This window comes from Kitasatospora sp. NPDC089797, assembly GCF_040684795.1.
GTDB lineage: Bacteria > Actinomycetota > Actinomycetes > Streptomycetales > Streptomycetaceae > Kitasatospora.
Map to the genome: position 1 here is coordinate 1 of NZ_JBFBGS010000027.1, position 15,094 is coordinate 15,094.

17 protein-coding genes, 1 pseudogene and 1 riboswitch are annotated in these 15,094 nt (G+C 73.0%); of the genes and pseudogenes, 12 read left to right on the forward strand and 6 right to left on the reverse strand.

Annotated elements, in window-relative coordinates; translation table 11 throughout:
• Both AB0O91_RS22335 and AB0O91_RS22340 read right to left on the reverse strand, forming a co-directional pair.
• A pseudogene (locus tag AB0O91_RS22335) lies at positions 1–218 on the reverse strand (N-acetylglucosamine-6-phosphate deacetylase); the annotation flags it as partial.
• Positions 215–1,162 carry an ROK family protein gene (locus tag AB0O91_RS22340; protein ID WP_363435858.1) on the reverse strand — a complete coding sequence of 316 codons (948 nt, stop codon included), beginning with the start codon at positions 1,160–1,162 and terminating at the stop codon, positions 215–217. The gene AB0O91_RS22340 and the pseudogene AB0O91_RS22335, both read right to left, overlap by 4 nt.
• A gap of 374 nt (positions 1,163–1,536) precedes the next feature.
• On the opposite strand from AB0O91_RS22340, the gene AB0O91_RS22345 reads away from it, so the two are divergent.
• Positions 1,537–2,748, forward strand: a complete 1,212-nt coding sequence (locus AB0O91_RS22345; protein ID WP_363435860.1) for an extracellular solute-binding protein — start codon at positions 1,537–1,539, stop codon at positions 2,746–2,748.
• 22 nt (positions 2,749–2,770) lie between these two features.
• On the opposite strand, the gene AB0O91_RS22350 is transcribed toward AB0O91_RS22345, so the two are convergent.
• Positions 2,771–3,121, reverse strand: a complete 351-nt coding sequence (locus AB0O91_RS22350; RefSeq protein ID WP_363435862.1) for a cupin domain-containing protein — start codon at positions 3,119–3,121, stop codon at positions 2,771–2,773.
• Between the two features lie 93 nt (positions 3,122–3,214).
• Between AB0O91_RS22350 and AB0O91_RS22355 the strand changes: the two genes are divergently transcribed.
• The gene (locus tag AB0O91_RS22355; protein ID WP_363435863.1) at positions 3,215–3,448 is read left to right on the forward strand and encodes a DUF3263 domain-containing protein; all 234 of its coding nucleotides are present in this window, start codon (positions 3,215–3,217) and stop codon (positions 3,446–3,448) included.
• A 101-nt stretch (positions 3,449–3,549) separates the two neighbouring features.
• Complete coding sequence (gene otsB, locus AB0O91_RS22360) at positions 3,550–4,389, forward strand: trehalose-phosphatase (RefSeq protein WP_363435865.1); 840 nt, start codon at positions 3,550–3,552, stop codon at positions 4,387–4,389.
• On the opposite strand, the gene AB0O91_RS22365 is transcribed toward otsB, so the two are convergent.
• Both AB0O91_RS22365 and AB0O91_RS22370 read right to left on the reverse strand, forming a co-directional pair.
• On the reverse strand, positions 4,376–5,842 hold the full coding sequence (locus tag AB0O91_RS22365; RefSeq protein WP_363435867.1) for a trehalose-6-phosphate synthase: 1,467 nt from the start codon (positions 5,840–5,842) through the stop codon (positions 4,376–4,378). The two genes, otsB and AB0O91_RS22365, sit on opposite strands and share 14 nt — an antisense overlap.
• 49 nt (positions 5,843–5,891) lie before the next feature.
• Complete coding sequence (locus AB0O91_RS22370; protein ID WP_363435868.1) at positions 5,892–6,896, reverse strand: glucosyl-3-phosphoglycerate synthase; 1,005 nt, start codon at positions 6,894–6,896, stop codon at positions 5,892–5,894.
• A 149-nt stretch (positions 6,897–7,045) separates the two neighbouring features.
• Positions 7,046–7,181, forward strand: a riboswitch (SAM riboswitch).
• A 17-nt stretch (positions 7,182–7,198) separates the two neighbouring features.
• Between AB0O91_RS22370 and thrC the strand changes: the two genes are divergently transcribed.
• The 6 genes from thrC to AB0O91_RS22400 all read left to right on the forward strand — a co-directional run bounded on the left by thrC (position 7,199) and on the right by AB0O91_RS22400 (position 12,206).
• Complete coding sequence (gene thrC, locus AB0O91_RS22375) at positions 7,199–8,494, forward strand: threonine synthase (RefSeq protein WP_363435870.1); 1,296 nt, start codon at positions 7,199–7,201, stop codon at positions 8,492–8,494.
• Positions 8,495–8,520: 26 nt separating this feature from the next.
• Positions 8,521–8,799, forward strand: a complete 279-nt coding sequence (locus tag AB0O91_RS22380; protein WP_363435872.1) for a MoaD/ThiS family protein — start codon at positions 8,521–8,523, stop codon at positions 8,797–8,799.
• A 554-nt stretch (positions 8,800–9,353) separates the two neighbouring features.
• The gene (locus tag AB0O91_RS22385) at positions 9,354–9,557 is read left to right on the forward strand and encodes a cold-shock protein (RefSeq protein ID WP_030289665.1); all 204 of its coding nucleotides are present in this window, start codon (positions 9,354–9,356) and stop codon (positions 9,555–9,557) included.
• A gap of 368 nt (positions 9,558–9,925) precedes the next feature.
• Positions 9,926–11,548, forward strand: a complete 1,623-nt coding sequence (groL, locus tag AB0O91_RS22390; RefSeq protein WP_363435874.1) for a chaperonin GroEL — start codon at positions 9,926–9,928, stop codon at positions 11,546–11,548.
• Positions 11,549–11,660: 112 nt separating this feature from the next.
• Positions 11,661–12,017, forward strand: coding sequence for a hypothetical protein (locus AB0O91_RS22395; RefSeq protein WP_363435876.1), 357 nt, complete (start codon positions 11,661–11,663; stop codon positions 12,015–12,017).
• 9 nt (positions 12,018–12,026) lie between these two features.
• Positions 12,027–12,206 carry a hypothetical protein gene (locus AB0O91_RS22400; RefSeq protein WP_363435878.1) on the forward strand — a complete coding sequence of 60 codons (180 nt, stop codon included), beginning with the start codon at positions 12,027–12,029 and terminating at the stop codon, positions 12,204–12,206.
• Here the strand turns inward: AB0O91_RS22400 and AB0O91_RS22405 are convergent.
• The gene (locus AB0O91_RS22405; RefSeq protein ID WP_363435880.1) at positions 12,203–12,850 is read right to left on the reverse strand and encodes a hypothetical protein; all 648 of its coding nucleotides are present in this window, start codon (positions 12,848–12,850) and stop codon (positions 12,203–12,205) included. The two genes, AB0O91_RS22400 and AB0O91_RS22405, sit on opposite strands and share 4 nt — an antisense overlap.
• 64 nt (positions 12,851–12,914) lie before the next feature.
• Here AB0O91_RS22405 and AB0O91_RS22410 point away from each other — a divergent pair, with 64 nt between their 5' ends.
• The 3 genes from AB0O91_RS22410 (at position 12,915) to AB0O91_RS22420 (ending at position 15,059) form a co-directional block, all read left to right on the forward strand.
• On the forward strand, positions 12,915–13,274 hold the full coding sequence (locus AB0O91_RS22410; RefSeq protein ID WP_363435882.1) for a PadR family transcriptional regulator: 360 nt from the start codon (positions 12,915–12,917) through the stop codon (positions 13,272–13,274).
• Complete coding sequence (locus tag AB0O91_RS22415) at positions 13,271–14,215, forward strand: hypothetical protein (protein WP_363435884.1); 945 nt, start codon at positions 13,271–13,273, stop codon at positions 14,213–14,215. The genes AB0O91_RS22410 and AB0O91_RS22415 overlap by 4 nt, the downstream gene beginning before the upstream one ends.
• 157 nt (positions 14,216–14,372) lie before the next feature.
• On the forward strand, positions 14,373–15,059 hold the full coding sequence (locus tag AB0O91_RS22420) for a copper homeostasis protein CutC (protein ID WP_363435886.1): 687 nt from the start codon (positions 14,373–14,375) through the stop codon (positions 15,057–15,059).
• The last annotated feature ends 35 nt before the right edge of the window (positions 15,060–15,094 follow it).

Below are 15,094 nucleotides of genomic sequence, written 5' to 3' on the forward strand. Positions count from 1 at the left end.
GAGGCGTAGGAGGCGCCGCCGCCGCCGTGCACGTGCAGGTCGACGAAGCCGGGCACGACGGTGTGGCCGGTCAGGTCGAGGTCGCCGGGCTCGGCGGCGCCGCCGAAGCCGGCGATGCGCTCGCCCTCGACGGCGATCCGGTCGCCCTCGACGACGCCGCCGGGCAGCACCAGCCGGGCACCGGACAGGGCGGTACGGTCACGGTCCGCGGTGGTCACGCGGTCACCTCCATCGAGAGCAGATCCCAGGCGAGCAGGCCCGCGCCCAGGGACGCGGCGGTGTCTTTGAGCATGGCGGGTACGACCTTCGGGGGCATCTGGAAGGTCAGGCGCTCGGTGACCGCCGCGCGCAGCGGGGTGAAGAGCGTGTCGCCGGCCTCGGCCAGCCCGCCGCCGACGATGACGGTGGACGGGTCGAGCAGGCTCTGGGCGAGCACGATGCCGTCGGCCAGCGCGTCGACCGCGTCCTGCCAGACGGCGCGGGCGCGGTCGTCCCCGGCGTCCACCGCGGCGGCGCAGGATGCCGCGTCGGCGTCGGGGTCGCCGCTGGCCTCGGCCCAGACGCGGGAGACGGCGGAGGCGGAGGCCAGCGTCTCCAGGCAGCCGCGGGCGCCGCAGCCGCACTGCGGCCCGCCGGGGCGCACCACGACGTGGCCGATCTCGCCGCCGTAGCCGTGTGCGCCGGCCTCGATCCGGCCGTCGATGCCGATGGCGCCGGCGATGCCGGTGCCCAGGGCGATGAACAGGAAGCGGTCGACGCCCCGGCCGGCCCCGATCCGGCCCTCGGCGAGGCCGCCGGACCGCACGTCGTGGCCGAGCGCCACCGGCATCGCGGGGCCGCCGGGGGTGGCGAGGCGCTCGCCCAGCAGCTTGCGCAGCGGGAGGTCGCGCCAGCCGAGGTTGGCGGAGAAGACCGCGATCCCGTTCTTCTCGTCGATCGTGCCGGGGACGGCCACCCCGGCCGCGGCCGGGGCGCGGCCGAAGCGGTCCCGGCCCTCGTCGGCCAGGTCGGCGGCGAAGTCGAGGATGGCGGCGACGACGGCGTCGGTGCCGTGCTCCCGCCCGGTCGGTCGGCGTGCTTCGAACAGCACGGAGCCGTCCTGGGCGAGCAGCGCGGCCTTCATGCCGGTGCCGCCTACATCGAGTGCGATGACGTGCTTCACGGAGGACAGTTTCCCTTGGTCTGGTCGAAGAGGTCTAGTCCAGTTGTCGGATTGGTCTGGTCCATACTGGGTGAGCTTTGTCTCGGCTGAGGGGGTGTGCGGGGCTTTGTGCCGGGGGGCCGGACGCGGGGTCGCGTACACCTGTTGTTGCGCATCGTGCAACGGACCGGGGCACTTCGGTAACTACTCGACGGCCGGGGCCGAGTGGTGTGGACCAGTGGACGGGCGATTTGGCAGTGTGGCGCTCCCCCCAGCCGGATGCCCCCGTCCGGCCGTAGTTCCCCCCGAAGGCGGTACCCGCGTTGGACAGGCGCGCCCACGTTTCCACCCGTGTGCTCGGAACGGCGCTGGCCGGAGTGCTGACGCTCACCGCGGTGAGCGCGTGCAGCGGACAGGGCGACGGGCCGGTCACGCTCAAACTGGTCGCCGCGGACTACGGGGAGAACGTCGACACCAGCTCCAAGCACTACTGGGACGAGGTCGCCAAGGCCTTCGAGGCGGCCAACCCCGGCATCAAGGTCCAGGTCGAGGTCGACAGTTGGACCGACATCGGCAAGAAGGTCGACGACATGATCGCGGCCGGGAAGTCGCCGGACCTGCTGCAGACCGGCGGGTTCGCCGAGCAGGTCGCGGCGGACCGGCTGTACTCGGCCGCCGACGTGCTCTCGATGGACACCCAGGCCAAGTTCATGGACAACTTCTCGCACGCCGGGCAGGTCATCGGCACCCAGTACGGGATCCCGTTCGTGTCCTCCTCCCGGGTGCTCTTCTACAACAAGGCGATCTTCCGTCAGGCGGGCGTCACCCAGCCGCCGACCACCTGGAACGAGCTGAAGGCCGCGGCCGAGAAGATCAAGGCCAAGGTGCCGGGGGTGACCCCGTACGGGCTCCCGCTCGGGCCCGAGGAGGCGCCGGCCGAGTCGATGCTGTGGACGCTGAGCGGCGGCGGCTCGCTCTCCGACGACGTCGGCAACTACACGATCGACAGCGAGCAGAACCAGGCGACCTTCAGCTGGCTGAAGAACAACCTGGTCAACACCGGGCTGACGTACCCGGAGCCGGGCAAGATGAACCGCACGCCGGTGTTCCAGGACTTCGCCGCCGGGAAGGTCGCGATGCTGAACGGGCACCCGACGCTGCTGCGGATGGCCGCCGCCGCGAAGGTCGAGTTCGGGACGGCGGCGATCCCGAAGAAGGACGGCGTCGGGAAGACCGGGAGCCTCGGGGTCGCGGACTGGATGATGGCGTTCAAGGCCAACGGCCACAAGGACGAGATCAAGAAGTTCCTGTCCTTCGTCTACTCGAAGGACAACCAGCTGAAGTTCGACGAGCAGTACAACCTGCTGCCGGTGACCCAGGACGCCTTCAACCAGATGGCCTCCGACCCGAAGCACGAGGACCTCAAGCAGTTCGCGGTCGGGCTGACCAACGCGAGCTTCTACCCGTTCGGGGACCCGGCCTGGGGCGAGGTCAGCAACCGGATCAAGGCCGGGATCGGCCAGGCGGTGACCGGGGACCCGAAGCAGGTGCTCGGCGGGCTGCAGGACGCGGCCGTGAAGGAGGCGGCCCGGGTCCGCAAGCAGTAGGACCCGGGCCCGCCCCGCGGGGTCAGGGGAGCGTGATCGCGTAGACCTTGCGGAGGGTCTCGTGGACCGTCCAGGTGGTGCGGTCGCCCGCGCGCAGGACGGCGCAGTCGCCGGGGCCGACGGTCAGCGTGTCGCCGCCCTCGATCTCGATGGTGGCCCGGCCGCTCAGCACCGTGAACACCTCGTCGGCCTCGACGTCGGTGACCACGCCCGGGGTGATCTGCCAGATGCCGCGCAGCTGGCGGCCGTCGGGGGACTCGGCGAGGACCCTCCCGGTGACCTCCGGGGTGCCGGAGACGATCTGGGACGGGTCGAGCGGCTCGGGTTCGAGGTCGGCGGTCGGGACGTGGACGGTGAAGCTCGGCGTGGTCATGGGAGCGACGCTAGTCGGGCGGGCCCGCCGGGGTGGGGGGCAGAGTGTGTCGGGGGCGGGCCCGAGAATGACACTTCGTCGTTCGCAGGAGGTGTGCGCGTGGGTGAGCTGAACGAGCGGGACCGGTCGGTGCTGGCGCTGGAGGGGCGGCAGTGGCGGACGGCGGGGGCCAAGGAGCGGGCCATCCGGGAGGAGCTGGGGCTCTCCTCGACGCGGTACTACCAGCTGCTGAACGCGCTGCTGGACCGGGAGGAGGCGCTGGCCTTCGCGCCGGTGCTGGTCAACCGGCTGCGGCGGGTCCGGCAGGCCCGGCGGGACGCGCGCTGACCCCGGCCGGACGCGCGCTGACCCCGGCCGGACGCGCGCTGATTCCGGCGGGCGGAACACTGACGGGGTAGCGGGTTCCGGGGCCGGGGTATGGCCTCCTCATGGGTCTTGAAGAGATGGTTGTACCGGCCACCGGAGCCGGGCGGGACGGGCTGCGGGCGATCCTGACGTCGCCCGGGGACGCGGTGGTCGCCCTGGACTTCGACGGGACGCTGGCGCCGATCGTGGCGGATCCCTCGCGGGCGCGGGCGCACCCCGGGGCGGTGGCGGCCCTGCGCGGGCTGGCGTCCGTGCTGGGGGCCGTGGTGGTGGTGACCGGGCGGCCCGCCGGGCTGGCGGCGGAGTACGGAGGCTTCGCCGCGGTGCCCGGGCTGGTGGTGCTGGGGCACTACGGGGCCGAGCGCTGGGAGGCGGGCGTGGTGACGGCGCCGGAGGTGCACCCGGGCGTCGGGCGGGTGCGGGCCGCGCTGCCGGGGGTGCTGGCGCGGGCCGGGGCGCCCGAGGGGACGTGGGTGGAGGACAAGGGGCGCTCGGTGGCGGTGCACACCCGGCGGACCGGGGCGCCGGAGCGCGCGCTGGAGCTGCTGCGGGCGCCGGTCGGGGAGCTGGCCGCCGAGCACGGGCTGGTGGTGGAGCCCGGGCGGCTGGTGCTGGAGCTGCGGCCGCCGGGGGTGGACAAGGGGGCCGCGCTGACCGGCTTCCTGCGGGAGCGCGGGGCCCGGTCGGTGCTCTACGCGGGGGACGACCTGGGGGACGTGGCGGCCTTCGCGGCGGTGGAGAAGCTGCGCGGCGAGGGCCTGGCCGGGCTGCTGGTGTGCGCCGGGGCGGTGGGGGACGCGCCGGTGCGCGAGCTCGCCGACCGGGCGGATCTGGTGGTCGACGGGCCCGAGGGCGTGGTCGCGCTGCTGACGGCGCTGGGGGAGGAGCTCAGAGCGCGTTGAGCTGGTCCAGGAACCACTGCTGCGGAGGGAGCGCGGTGGCCGCGGCGGCGAGCCGTTTGGTGCGGTCGGCGCGCTCCTCCGGGCTCATGGTGAGGCCGGCGTGCAGGGCCTCGGCGGTGGCGATCACGTCGTAGGGGTTGACGGTGAGGGCGTCGTCCCCGAGCTCGCTGTGGGCGCCGGCCTCGCGGGAGAGGACCAGGGCGCAGCCCCGGTCGGAGACCACCGGGACCTCCTTGGCGACCAGGTTCATGCCGTCCCGGATCGGGTTGACCAGGGCCACGTCGGCCAGCCGGTAGGCGGCCAGGGACCGCGGGAAGTCGTCGTCGACGTGCAGGATCAGCGGTTTCCAGCCGGGGGTGGCGAACTCCGCGTCGATCTCCTCGGCGAGGCGCCGGACCGCGGCCGTGTAGTCGCGGTACTCGGCGAGGTCGGTGCGGGACGGGTAGGCGAAGGCGATGTGGACCACCCGGTCGTGCCACTCGGGGCGGGTGCGGAGCAGGTGCCGGTAGGCCTGGAGGCCGCGGACGATGTTCTTGCTCAGCTCGGTGCGGTCCACCCGGACGACGGTGCTCCGGTCGCCGACGGCGGCGCGCAGGGCGGCGAGGCGCTCGTCCACGTCCGGGCGGTGGGCGCGCTCGCGCAGGAAGTCGGCGTCGGCGCCGAGGGCGTGGACGCCGAGCCGGGTGGTGCGGCCGTCGTGCGTGACGGTGAGCGCCTCGTGGTCGACGGTGGCGCCGAGGAGGTCCGCGCAGCAGGCGGCGAAGGCGCGGGCCCAGCGCTCGGTGAGGAAGCCGGCCCGGTCGGCGCCGAGGATGCCGGTCAGCACGGCCCGGGCGACGTCGTCGGGGAGCAGCCGGTAGTACTCGGGCGGGGCCCACGGGGTGTGCGAGAAGTGGCCGATCCGCAGGTCGGGGCGGGCCGCCCGGAGCAGGGCCGGGGTGAGCGAGAGGTGGTAGTCCTGCACCAGGACGGCGGCGCCGGGGGCGGCCTCGGCGGCCAGGGCGTCCGCGAAGGCGGTGTTGTAGGCCTGGTAGGCGGCCCACTCGGTGCGGAAGCCGGCGTCGAAGGAGGGCGCGGTGGGGGTCGCGTAGAGCAGGTGGTGGACGAACCAGAGGGTGGAGTTGGCGACGCCGTTGTAGGCGCGGGCGAAGGTCTCCGGGTCGATGTCGAGCATCCGGACGGCCTGGCCGCCGACGTCGTGCCCGGCCCGGTCCAGGCGGCCGGCGGGGGCCTCCCGGGCGGCTCTGCGGTCGGCGTCGTTCAGGGCGGCGCAGACCCAGACGGCGTCGGGGTCGTCGATCGCGGAGAGGCCGGAGACCAGGCCGCCGCCGCCGCGGCGCAGGGTCAGCGTGCCGTCGTCGGCCGTGCTGAAGGACACCGGTCCCCGGTTGGAGGCCACCAGCACGGGGGCGGTGCCGGTCGCACTCGAACATTCGGTCGTGAGATCGCCCATGGTTGGGATGTTGCCGTGGTGCCGGGGTGGCAAACCCCTGCGGGGGCCGTCAGTGGCGGGTGGCGTACTCGGGGAGGGTGTGCATCGGGGGGCGTTCCAGGGCCGTGACGGGGTGGGTGTGGGCGGTGAAGGCGCGGGATTCCGGGTCGCGGGTGAACTGGGTGAGGTGGGGGTGCACCAGGTCGGCGGAGGCCTTGAGGCGGTGGGCGCGGTCGAGGCGTTCCAGCGCGGTGCGGTAGATGGTGGCGGCCATCCGGCCGAGGGCCTGGCCGTCCTGGTGGCGGTGGTGCCGGACGCCGACGTCGACCTGGGCCAGGGCGTCCAGCCCGACCAGCTCCAGGGCGTCGACCAGGAGGCCGAGCTCGACGCCGTACCCGGTGGGGAAGGGCAGCCGTTCGAGCAGGGAGCGGCGGGCCGCGTACTCGCCGCCGAGGGGCTGGACGAAACCGGCGAGTTCCGGCCAGTGGAGGTTGAGCAGCGGGCGGGCGACGAGTTCGGTGACCCGGCCGCCGCCGGCCGGGACGACCGCCCCGCTCTCGGTCTCCAGCGGGCGGTCGTACATGGCCTTGACCAGCTGGAGGTGTTCGTCGGTGAGCAGCGGGCCGACGATGCCGGAGACGAAGGCCGGGTCGAACTCGCGCAGGTCCGCGTCCACGAAGCAGACGATGTCGCCGCGGGTGACCAGTAGGGAGCGCCAGAGCACCTCGCCCTTGCCGGGGACGGCGGGCAGCCGGGGCAGCACGGCGTCGCGGTGCTCCACCCGGGCGCCGGCCGCGGCGGCGATCTCGGCGGTGGCGTCGGTGGAGCCGGAGTCGACCACGACGAGTTCGTCGACCAGCGGGATCCGCTCCATCAGCTCCCGGCGGACGGTGCGGACGATGTCGCCGACGGTGGCCTCCTCGTCGAGGGCCGGCAGGACGACGCTGACGGTGCGGCCGGTGCGCCGCTTGGCCTCCAGCAGGGTGTGCACCGGCCGGTCGGCCGCGGTCCACGAGCGGCGGCGGAGCCAGGACGCCGCCTGCGGGAGGAGCGCGGGGGTCGGTTCGGCGGGCACGGTGACTCTCCTCGGCGGATCGGGGTGGAACGGGTCATCTCGCTTGGCGGACGGTCCCGTTCAGGCTTGACGCCTTCGGATACAGTCTTCGTACAGCGGTCGGACCTTTGCACGTCGGGGTCGCCGTTGAGCACCACCACAATTTCACAAGCTCATCCAGAGGGACTGAGGGAACGGCCCGTTGACGTCCCGGCAACCTTCTCGCTCGGCTGTCGTCGACAGGCCCCGGCGGGACAGGTGCCAATTCCGGCCTGTGGCGCGACCGCGCCGCGGGGAAGATGAGGAGAGAGGCCTCCGCCATCATGGCTATCACTGCGACGACTCCTTCTGGTGCCGCATCCGTTTCCGTCGACCTGGGCCCCGCCGTCGCGCTGTCCTGTCGGGAGTGCGGTACCCGCTTCCCGCTCGGCCCCAGCTTCGCCTGCCTGGAGTGCTTCGGTCCGCTGGAGATCGCCTACGAGTTCGGCAGCGAGCGCGCCGAGGAACTGCGCAAGCGGATCGAGTCCGGGCCGGCGTCCATCTGGCGCTACGCGCCGCTGCTGCCGGTGCCCGCCGACGTGGCGTCCAAGCCGAACCTCAACCCCGGGTGGACCCCGCTGGTGAAGGCGGACAACCTGGGCCGTGAGCTCGGTTTCACCGCCCAGCTGCACATCAAGGACGACTCCGGCAACCCCACCCACTCGTTCAAGGACCGGGTGGTGGCCTGCGCGATCGAGGCGGCCCGGGCGTTCGGCTACACCACGCTGTCCTGCTCCTCCACCGGCAACCTGGCCGGCGCGGTGGGGGCGGCGGCGGCCCGGGCCGGGTTCCGCTCCTGCGTCTTCATCCCGCACGACCTGGAGCAGGGCAAGGTCGTGATGGCCGGGGTGTACGGCGGCGAGCTGGTCGGCATCGAGGGCACCTACGACGACGTGAACCGCTTCTGCTCGGAGCTGATCGGGGACTCGGCCGGCGAGGGCTGGGGCTTCGTCAACGTCAACCTGCGGCCGTACTACGGCGAGGGGTCCAAGACGCTGGCGTACGAGATCTGCGAGCAGCTGGGCTGGCGCCTGCCGGAGCAGATCGTCATCCCGATCGCCTCCGGCTCCCAGCTGACGAAGATCGACAAGGGGCTGCAGGAGCTGATCAAGCTGGGGCTGGTGGAGGACCGGCCGTACCGGATCTTCGGCGCCCAGGCGGAGGGCTGCTCGCCGGTGTCGGCGGCGTTCAAGGCCGGGCGGGACGTGATCAAGCCGGTGAAGCCGGACACCATCGCCAAGTCGCTGGCGATCGGCAACCCCGCGGACGGCCCGTACGTGCTGGACATCGCCCGCCGCACCGGCGGCGCGGTCGAGGACGTCACGGACGCGGAGGTGGTGGCGGCGATCCGGCTGCTGGCCCGCACCGAGGGCATCTTCGCCGAGACCGCGGGCGGGGTGACCGTCGGGGTGCTGAAGAAGTTGGTCGAGACGGGCCAGCTCGACCCGGCCAAGGAGACCGTGGCGATCAACACCGGCGACGGCCTGAAGACCCTGGACGCCGTCTCCGAGGCCGGGATGACCGCCGTCATCCGCCCGACGCTGGACGCCTTCCACGCGGCCGGCCTCGCGTCCGCCTGAACCACCCCCACCCCGCAAGGAGAGCCATGAGCGCCAACGTCCGCATCCCCACCATCCTGCGCACCTACACCGGCGGCGCCGCCGAGGTGACCGCCGAGGGCGCCACCCTGGCCGAGGTCATCGCCGACCTGGAGCTGAACCACGCGGGCATCTCGGCCCGCATCCTGGACGACACCGGCAAGCTGCGCCGCTTCGTCAACGTGTACGTGAACGACGACGACGTGCGGTTCGCCGAGGGCCTGGCGACCGAGATCGCGGACGGCGCCGGCATCTCGATCATTCCGGCGGTGGCCGGCGGCTGCTGAGCCGTCCCGTCCCTTTCCCCGCGCCGCCCGTACGCACGGAATTCGACTCTCCGTGGGTGCGGGCGGCCGCCTGCATTTCGGCGGGAATATTCCGGGTCGAGTCGGAGTAGAGTGTGGCTCTGCTGGGAACAGGGCTCCGCTCCCGGCGGACGGGGTGCGTCGCCGGAGGTCGTCCGGCCGCTGGGACCGGCCGGGGCGCCGGGCCGGGAAACATGTCAGGCAGATGTCAGAATTCCTGCAGGCATTTGAGTAATTCGTCCGCTATGTCCGGCGCGTAATGCCGATTTCCTCCCGGTTTGTTCGCTGTTGTCTCTTGATGGACCCCTGGAATTCCCGGCGGCTGACCCTGTTGCAGAGGGCGTCGATCCGGATACATTCAGCGGCGGTCGACGTAATCAACCGCTCACGGAAGCCGCCCGGCGTCCCGGGTGCGGGGGATTACGGCGTGCACGGCTGCGCCCAGGGGGGGTTCCCCGGGCCGGCCTTCAAAACCAGACCCGGGCCCGCGACCTGCGGGACCGTGAAGGGCCAGCACAGCACTAGGGGAGTTCGGAATGGCTCAGGGCACCGTCAAGTGGTTCAACGCGGAGAAGGGCTACGGCTTCATCGCGGTCGACGGTGGTGCGGACGTCTTCGTCCACTACAGCGCGATCCAGATGGACGGCTACCGCACCCTCGAGGAGGGCCAGCGGGTCGAGTTCGAGATCTCCCAGGGACAGAAGGGCCCGCAGGCGGACATGGTCCGCGCGGCGGTCTGACCCCTTCCGGCTCCAGGAGCTCGGCGCGGCCCACTGCTGGTGGACCTCTCGCTTCGCGACGGGCCCGTACGACATGTGTCGTACGGGCCCGTTCGCGTTCCCGCGGCGCCCCGGCCGGGGCCCGGTGCGGGCCCGGTGCGGGCCCGGTGCGGGCCCGGGGAACGGCTCGCGGGTTGCCGATTGGGCTTGCACTCGACCACCCGGAGTGCTAATCATTGGCGTTAGCACTCACAGTGTGAGAGTGACAGCGGACCGGGTCGGTGAGGCCCCCGGGAGCGGTAGGGGAATGGACCTCCGCGCACCAGGGCCGTCCGTCGCGGGCACCCCTTGGTCCGAGCAGTCGACCGTGTCCCGGAGGACCACTTCTGATGGCCAAGATCATCGCCTTTGATGAGGAAGCTCGCCGCGGCCTTGAGCGTGGCATGAACCAGCTCGCCGACGCAGTGAAGGTCACGCTCGGCCCCAAGGGCCGCAACGTCGTGCTGGAGAAGAAGTGGGGCGCCCCCACGATCACCAACGACGGTGTCTCCATCGCCAAGGAGATCGAGCTCGAGGACCCGTACGAGAAGATCGGTGCGGAGCTCGTCAAGGAGGTCGCCAAGAAGACGGACGACGTCGCGGGCGACGGCACCACCACCGCCACCGTGCTCGCCCAGGCCCTGGTTCGCGAGGGTCTGCGCAACGTCGCCGCCGGCGCCAACCCGATGGCCCTGAAGCGCGGCATCGAGAAGGCCGTCGCCGCCGTCTCGGACCAGCTGCTGGCCCAGGCCAAGGACGTGGAGACCAAGGAGCAGATCGCCTCCACCGCCTCCATCTCCGCCGCTGACACCCAGATCGGCGAGCTCATCGCCGAGGCCATGGACAAGGTCGGCAAGGAAGGCGTCATCACCGTCGAGGAGAGCAACACCTTCGGTCTGGAGCTCGAGCTCACCGAGGGCATGCGCTTCGACAAGGGCTACATCTCCGCCTACTTCGCCACCGACCTGGAGCGCATGGAGGCGACCTTCGAGGACCCGTACATCCTCATCGCCAACTCCAAGATCGGCTCGGTCAAGGACCTCCTCCCGCTGCTGGAGAAGGTCATGCAGAGCGGCAAGCCGCTCGTCATCATCGCCGAGGACGTCGAGGGCGAGGCCCTGTCGACCCTGGTCGTGAACAAGATCCGCGGCACCTTCAAGTCCGTCGCCGTCAAGGCCCCGGGCTTCGGCGACCGCCGCAAGGCCATGCTCGGCGACATCGCCATCCTCACCGGTGGCACCGTGATCTCCGAGGAGGTCGGCCTCAAGCTCGAGAACGCCGGCATCGACCTGCTGGGCACCGCCCGCAAGGTGGTCATCACCAAGGACGAGACCACCATCGTCGACGGTGGCGGCGACAGCGAGCAGGTCGCCGGTCGGGTGAACCAGATCCGCGCCGAGATCGAGAACAGCGACTCGGACTACGACCGCGAGAAGCTCCAGGAGCGCCTCGCCAAGCTGGCCGGCGGCGTGGCCGTCATCAAGGCCGGCGCGGCCACCGAGGTGGAGCTCAAGGAGCGCAAGCACCGCATCGAGGACGCCGTCCGCAACGCCAAGGCCGCCGTCGAGGAGGGCATCGTCGCCGGTGGTGGCGTCGCCCTGCTGCAGGCCGGTATCGCCTTCGACAAGCTGGAGCTGGACGGCGACGAGGCCACCGGTGCCAACATCGTCAAGGTCGCGCTGGAGGCCCCGATCAAGCAGATCGCGACCAACGCCGGCCTCGAGGGCGGCGTCGTGGTGGAGAAGGTGCGCAACCTCCCCGCCGGTCACGGCCTGAACGCCGCCACCAACGAGTACGTCGACCTGGTCGCCGCGGGCATCATCGACCCGGCCAAGGTCACCCGCTCCGCGCTGCAGAACGCCGCCTCCATCGCGGCGCTGTTCCTCACCACCGAGGCCGTCATCGCCGACAAGCCGGAGAAGGCCGCCGCGGCCGCCGGCGGCGGCATGCCGGGCGGTGACATGGACTTCTGATCCTGATCGGTCTCCGATCGGATCGTCGATCCCCGTCCGCGTGGGCGGTCCCCTTCGGGGGGCCGCCCACGCGGCGTTTCGGCCTTCGGGCCTTTCCGCGGAGAATGGACGGATGGCTTCCGACGACATCGAGACCGCCCTGCACAACGCGCGGGCGCTGATCCTGGCCGACCTCACCGCACGGGACGTGGCGGACGCCGCCGTCGTCTCGCTGGTGGAGCAGGCCGTCACCCACCGCCGCTGGTGGCTGGAGCAGTGGCCGGACGGCACCGACTACGTGCTCGGGCTGGTCGCCCAGGACGTCCAGGACGCGCTGCTGGAGGCGTACGGGCGGTGGCCGCTGTGCGCCGCCTGCGCCGCCGACGGGGACCCGCACGCGCTCGGCGTGGAGCCGGAGTTGGGGCCGGAGCCGCACTGGGTGTGCGGCAAGCAGGGCGCGGTGGTGGCGGCGGTCGGGGAGCTGATCTAGGGTCCGTGCATGGGGCGCTGGGTGTGGGGTGTGGTGGGCGGCTGTTGCGGCCTCGGGCTGTGGTGGGCCGTGGTCGAGGCGACGGGGGCCGGTCAGGACGACTGGTGGGCCGTGGTGGGGCGGATGCCTTCCGTGATGGCCGGATTCGCGGCCGCGGACCGGGTGCTGGCCCGGCGGGCCGGGTCCTAGACGGTCGCCGACGGGTCCTGGAGGCCGTCGAGTTCGACGGTCAGGTTGGTGCGGGCCGCCTCTGTGAAGCGCTCGCGGGCGGCGGGGGTGCGGTAGAGCGCCGGGAGCGCCAGGAGCCCGCTCAGGACGGCCGCCCGGCCGGTCCGGAAGGCCGGCTCCGGGACGAAGCCGTACTCCTCCCGGACGGCGGCCGCGTACCCGGCGTAGGCCTCCGGGGTGCCGCCGAGCACGGCGAGGTCGGCGTCGCAGAGCACCTCGCCGTCGCGGTCGCCGGGGGCCGGGTCGTGGGTGACGGTGAGCAGGACCAGGCGTTCGACCTCGGCGACCCGCCCGGCGGGCAGACCGGCGGCGGTCAGCGCGCGGACGGCCAGGGCGGCGCTGCGCTCCTCGTTCTCGGTGCGGTCGGGCCGGTACACGGCGTCGTGGAACCAGGCGGCGAGCCGGACGGTGTCCGGGTCGGCGGCGTGCCCGGCCAGGGCGTCGACGTGGCCGAGCACCGCGCGCAGGTGGTCGGCGGTGTGGTAGCGGCGCTGCGGCTCGGACCAGCGGCGCAGCAGTTCGCGGCCGTACGGCGCGGGGTCGTCGGCGGTGCCGCAGCGGTGCAGCAGGGCGGTCCAGGCGGCGAGCAGGTCCTCGGTCGGCATGGGACACATTCTGGCGGGTCGTTCCGGTGGACGGGATGTGCCGTTCGGCGATATATGTAGGCGTATGACAGAACGCTCCATGCAGGAGCCGACGCTGCTTCTGCTCACCGCGCTGGCCGATGCCCCGCGGCACGGCTACGCGCTCATCCAGGAGATCGCCGCGATCTCGGACGGCCGGGTCAAGATGCGCACCGGCACGCTCTACGGCGCGCTCGACCGGCTGCTGTCCCAGGGCCTGATCGAGGTCGCCGCCGAGGAGGTCGTGGACGGCCGGGCCCGGCGCAGTTACGCGCTGACCGACGCCGGCCGCGGCGCGCTGGCCACCGAGGCCGAGCGGCTGCGGGCGGTGGCCACGGAGGCCGAGCGGCGGCTGTCGGCCGCCTTCCCGGCGGTCAGCCCGAGGATCGGGGGTTCCTTCGCATGAGCATGAGCACGGGTTCGACCGTGGCGGTGCGGACCGCGCTGGCGCTCTACCCGGGGCGCTACCGCCGCGAGCGGGGCGACGAGCTGGTCGACGTCTTCGCCGACACCACGGAGGGCGCGGGCCCGGTCGCCACCGTCCGGGAGCTGTTCGACCTGGGCGCCTACGGGCTGCGGATGCGGACCGGGCTGACCTCGACGTCCCGGGGCGGACGGCTGGCGACGCTGGCCGCTCCGCTGGTGGCCGGGGCGGCCGGTGGGCTGGCGGCCGGCGAGACGCTGCTGCGTCACCTGGAGGCCGGTACGCCGCACGGCGGGTGGGGTCCGCTGCACTTCCTGGTCTACTGGGCGCTGCTGGCGACGGCGATGCTCTCCGGTGTCGCGGCGCTGTTCGGCCAGTGGTCGGCGGCCAAGCTGCTGGCCGGGGTGTCGGCGCTGGCGGCGGCGCTGGACCTGGCCTGGGCGGCGGCCGATCCGGGCGCCGCCCAGCCGCTCTGGGACTTCCTCTACGCCTTCCAGTGGGACGGCCCGTTCGTGCTCTGGGCGCTGGTGCTGCTGGCCGCGCCGAGGGACGCGCTGCCGGCGCCCGGTTGGCGGGAGCGCGGTCTGCTGCTGGCGGCGGCGGTGCTGACGCCGGTGGCGGCGTTCTCGGACAACGTCTACACCAGCTGGTTCGAGCTGGCCGCGCCGTGGCGGGCGCTGATGGTGGCCGTCCCGCTGCTGATGGTGCTGTCGGTGGTGCGCGGCTGGTACCTGGCGGCGGTTCCGGGGCTGGCCCTGCTGCCGTGGGCGTTCAGCGTCAACCTGCACGGGCTGTGGCAGCAGGAGGGCGGGGCCTACCGGCTGCTGCCGATGGCCGTGATCACCTTCGCGCTGGCGGCCGCGCTGGTCCTGGTGGGCCAGCGGCACGACCGGGCCCGGTCCTCCGGACGGCTGATGGCCTGAGGGCCGGTCGACACCCGTCCCCGGTCGGCACCCGGCCGCCGGAGGGCACCCCGCCCCCGGAGAGCACCCCGCCCCCGCTCGGCGACCGTCCCCCGGTCGGCGGCCGGGGGCGGGTGCGGTCTCGCCGGGGGCGGGGCGATGTGGCAGGCTATCTGATATGTCTAGACCAATTTTCGAAGTCATCGCGCTGACGCCCCAGGACGCCCAGGCTGCCGAGTCGGGCGGCGCCGACCGGCTCGAACTGGTCACCGACATGGCCGCCGACGGACTCACCCCCTCCGTCGAGGACTTCGCCCGGATCCGCGCCGCCGTCGACCTCCCGCTGCGGGTCATGCTCCGGATCCGGGACGGCTTCGCGCCCGGCGACCTGGACGAGCTGTGCGCCCGGGCCGCCGCCCTGCGGGCCGAGGGCGCCGAGGAGTTCGTCCTCGGCTTCCTGGACGCCGCGGGCGCCGTCGACCTGGCCGCCACGACGGCCGTCGCCGAGGCCGTCGCCGGCTGCCGCTGGACCTTCCACCGGGCGATCGACCACAGCGCCGACCGGGCCGCCCTGCGCGCCGCCGTCGGCGCGCTGCCCGGGCTGGACACCTTCCTCACCTCCGGCGCGGCCGCCGGGGTGGACGCGGGCCGCGAGGTGCTGGCCGCCGAGCTGGCCCGGACCGGCGAGCCCGGCTACACCCAGCGGATCCTGATCGGCGGCGGCCTGCGGGCCGAGCACCTCAAGGAGCTGCGGGCGGAGGGCTTCGACGCCTTCCACGTCGGCGGCGCGGTGCGGGTCGACGGCTGGCGCACGCCGGTCGACGCGGCCAAGGTCGCCGAGTGGCGGGCACAGATCGACGCGTGAACCGCGGTGGGGGCCGGTCCCGTTCGACGGGGCCG

Bases quoted from the DNA above. Each gene is read 5' to 3' on its own strand.
- AB0O91_RS22350 (WP_363435862.1), bottom strand. From the start codon at position 3,121: ATGACCACGCCGAGCTTCACCGTCCACGTCCCGACCGCCGACCTCGAA.
- otsB (WP_363435865.1), top strand. From the start codon at position 3,550: ATGGGTCTTGAAGAGATGGTTGTACCGGCCACCGGAGCCGGGCGGGAC.
- AB0O91_RS22365 (WP_363435867.1), bottom strand. From the start codon at position 5,842: ATGGGCGATCTCACGACCGAATGTTCGAGTGCGACCGGCACCGCCCCC.
- thrC (WP_363435870.1), top strand. From the start codon at position 7,199: ATGGCTATCACTGCGACGACTCCTTCTGGTGCCGCATCCGTTTCCGTC.
- AB0O91_RS22380 (WP_363435872.1), top strand. From the start codon at position 8,521: ATGAGCGCCAACGTCCGCATCCCCACCATCCTGCGCACCTACACCGGC.
- AB0O91_RS22385 (WP_030289665.1), top strand. From the start codon at position 9,354: ATGGCTCAGGGCACCGTCAAGTGGTTCAACGCGGAGAAGGGCTACGGC.
- groL (WP_363435874.1), top strand. From the start codon at position 9,926: ATGGCCAAGATCATCGCCTTTGATGAGGAAGCTCGCCGCGGCCTTGAG.
- AB0O91_RS22395 (WP_363435876.1), top strand. From the start codon at position 11,661: ATGGCTTCCGACGACATCGAGACCGCCCTGCACAACGCGCGGGCGCTG.
- AB0O91_RS22400 (WP_363435878.1), top strand. From the start codon at position 12,027: ATGGGGCGCTGGGTGTGGGGTGTGGTGGGCGGCTGTTGCGGCCTCGGG.
- AB0O91_RS22405 (WP_363435880.1), bottom strand. From the start codon at position 12,850: ATGCCGACCGAGGACCTGCTCGCCGCCTGGACCGCCCTGCTGCACCGC.
- AB0O91_RS22410 (WP_363435882.1), top strand. From the start codon at position 12,915: ATGACAGAACGCTCCATGCAGGAGCCGACGCTGCTTCTGCTCACCGCG.
- AB0O91_RS22415 (WP_363435884.1), top strand. From the start codon at position 13,271: ATGAGCATGAGCACGGGTTCGACCGTGGCGGTGCGGACCGCGCTGGCG.
- AB0O91_RS22420 (WP_363435886.1), top strand. From the start codon at position 14,373: ATGTCTAGACCAATTTTCGAAGTCATCGCGCTGACGCCCCAGGACGCC.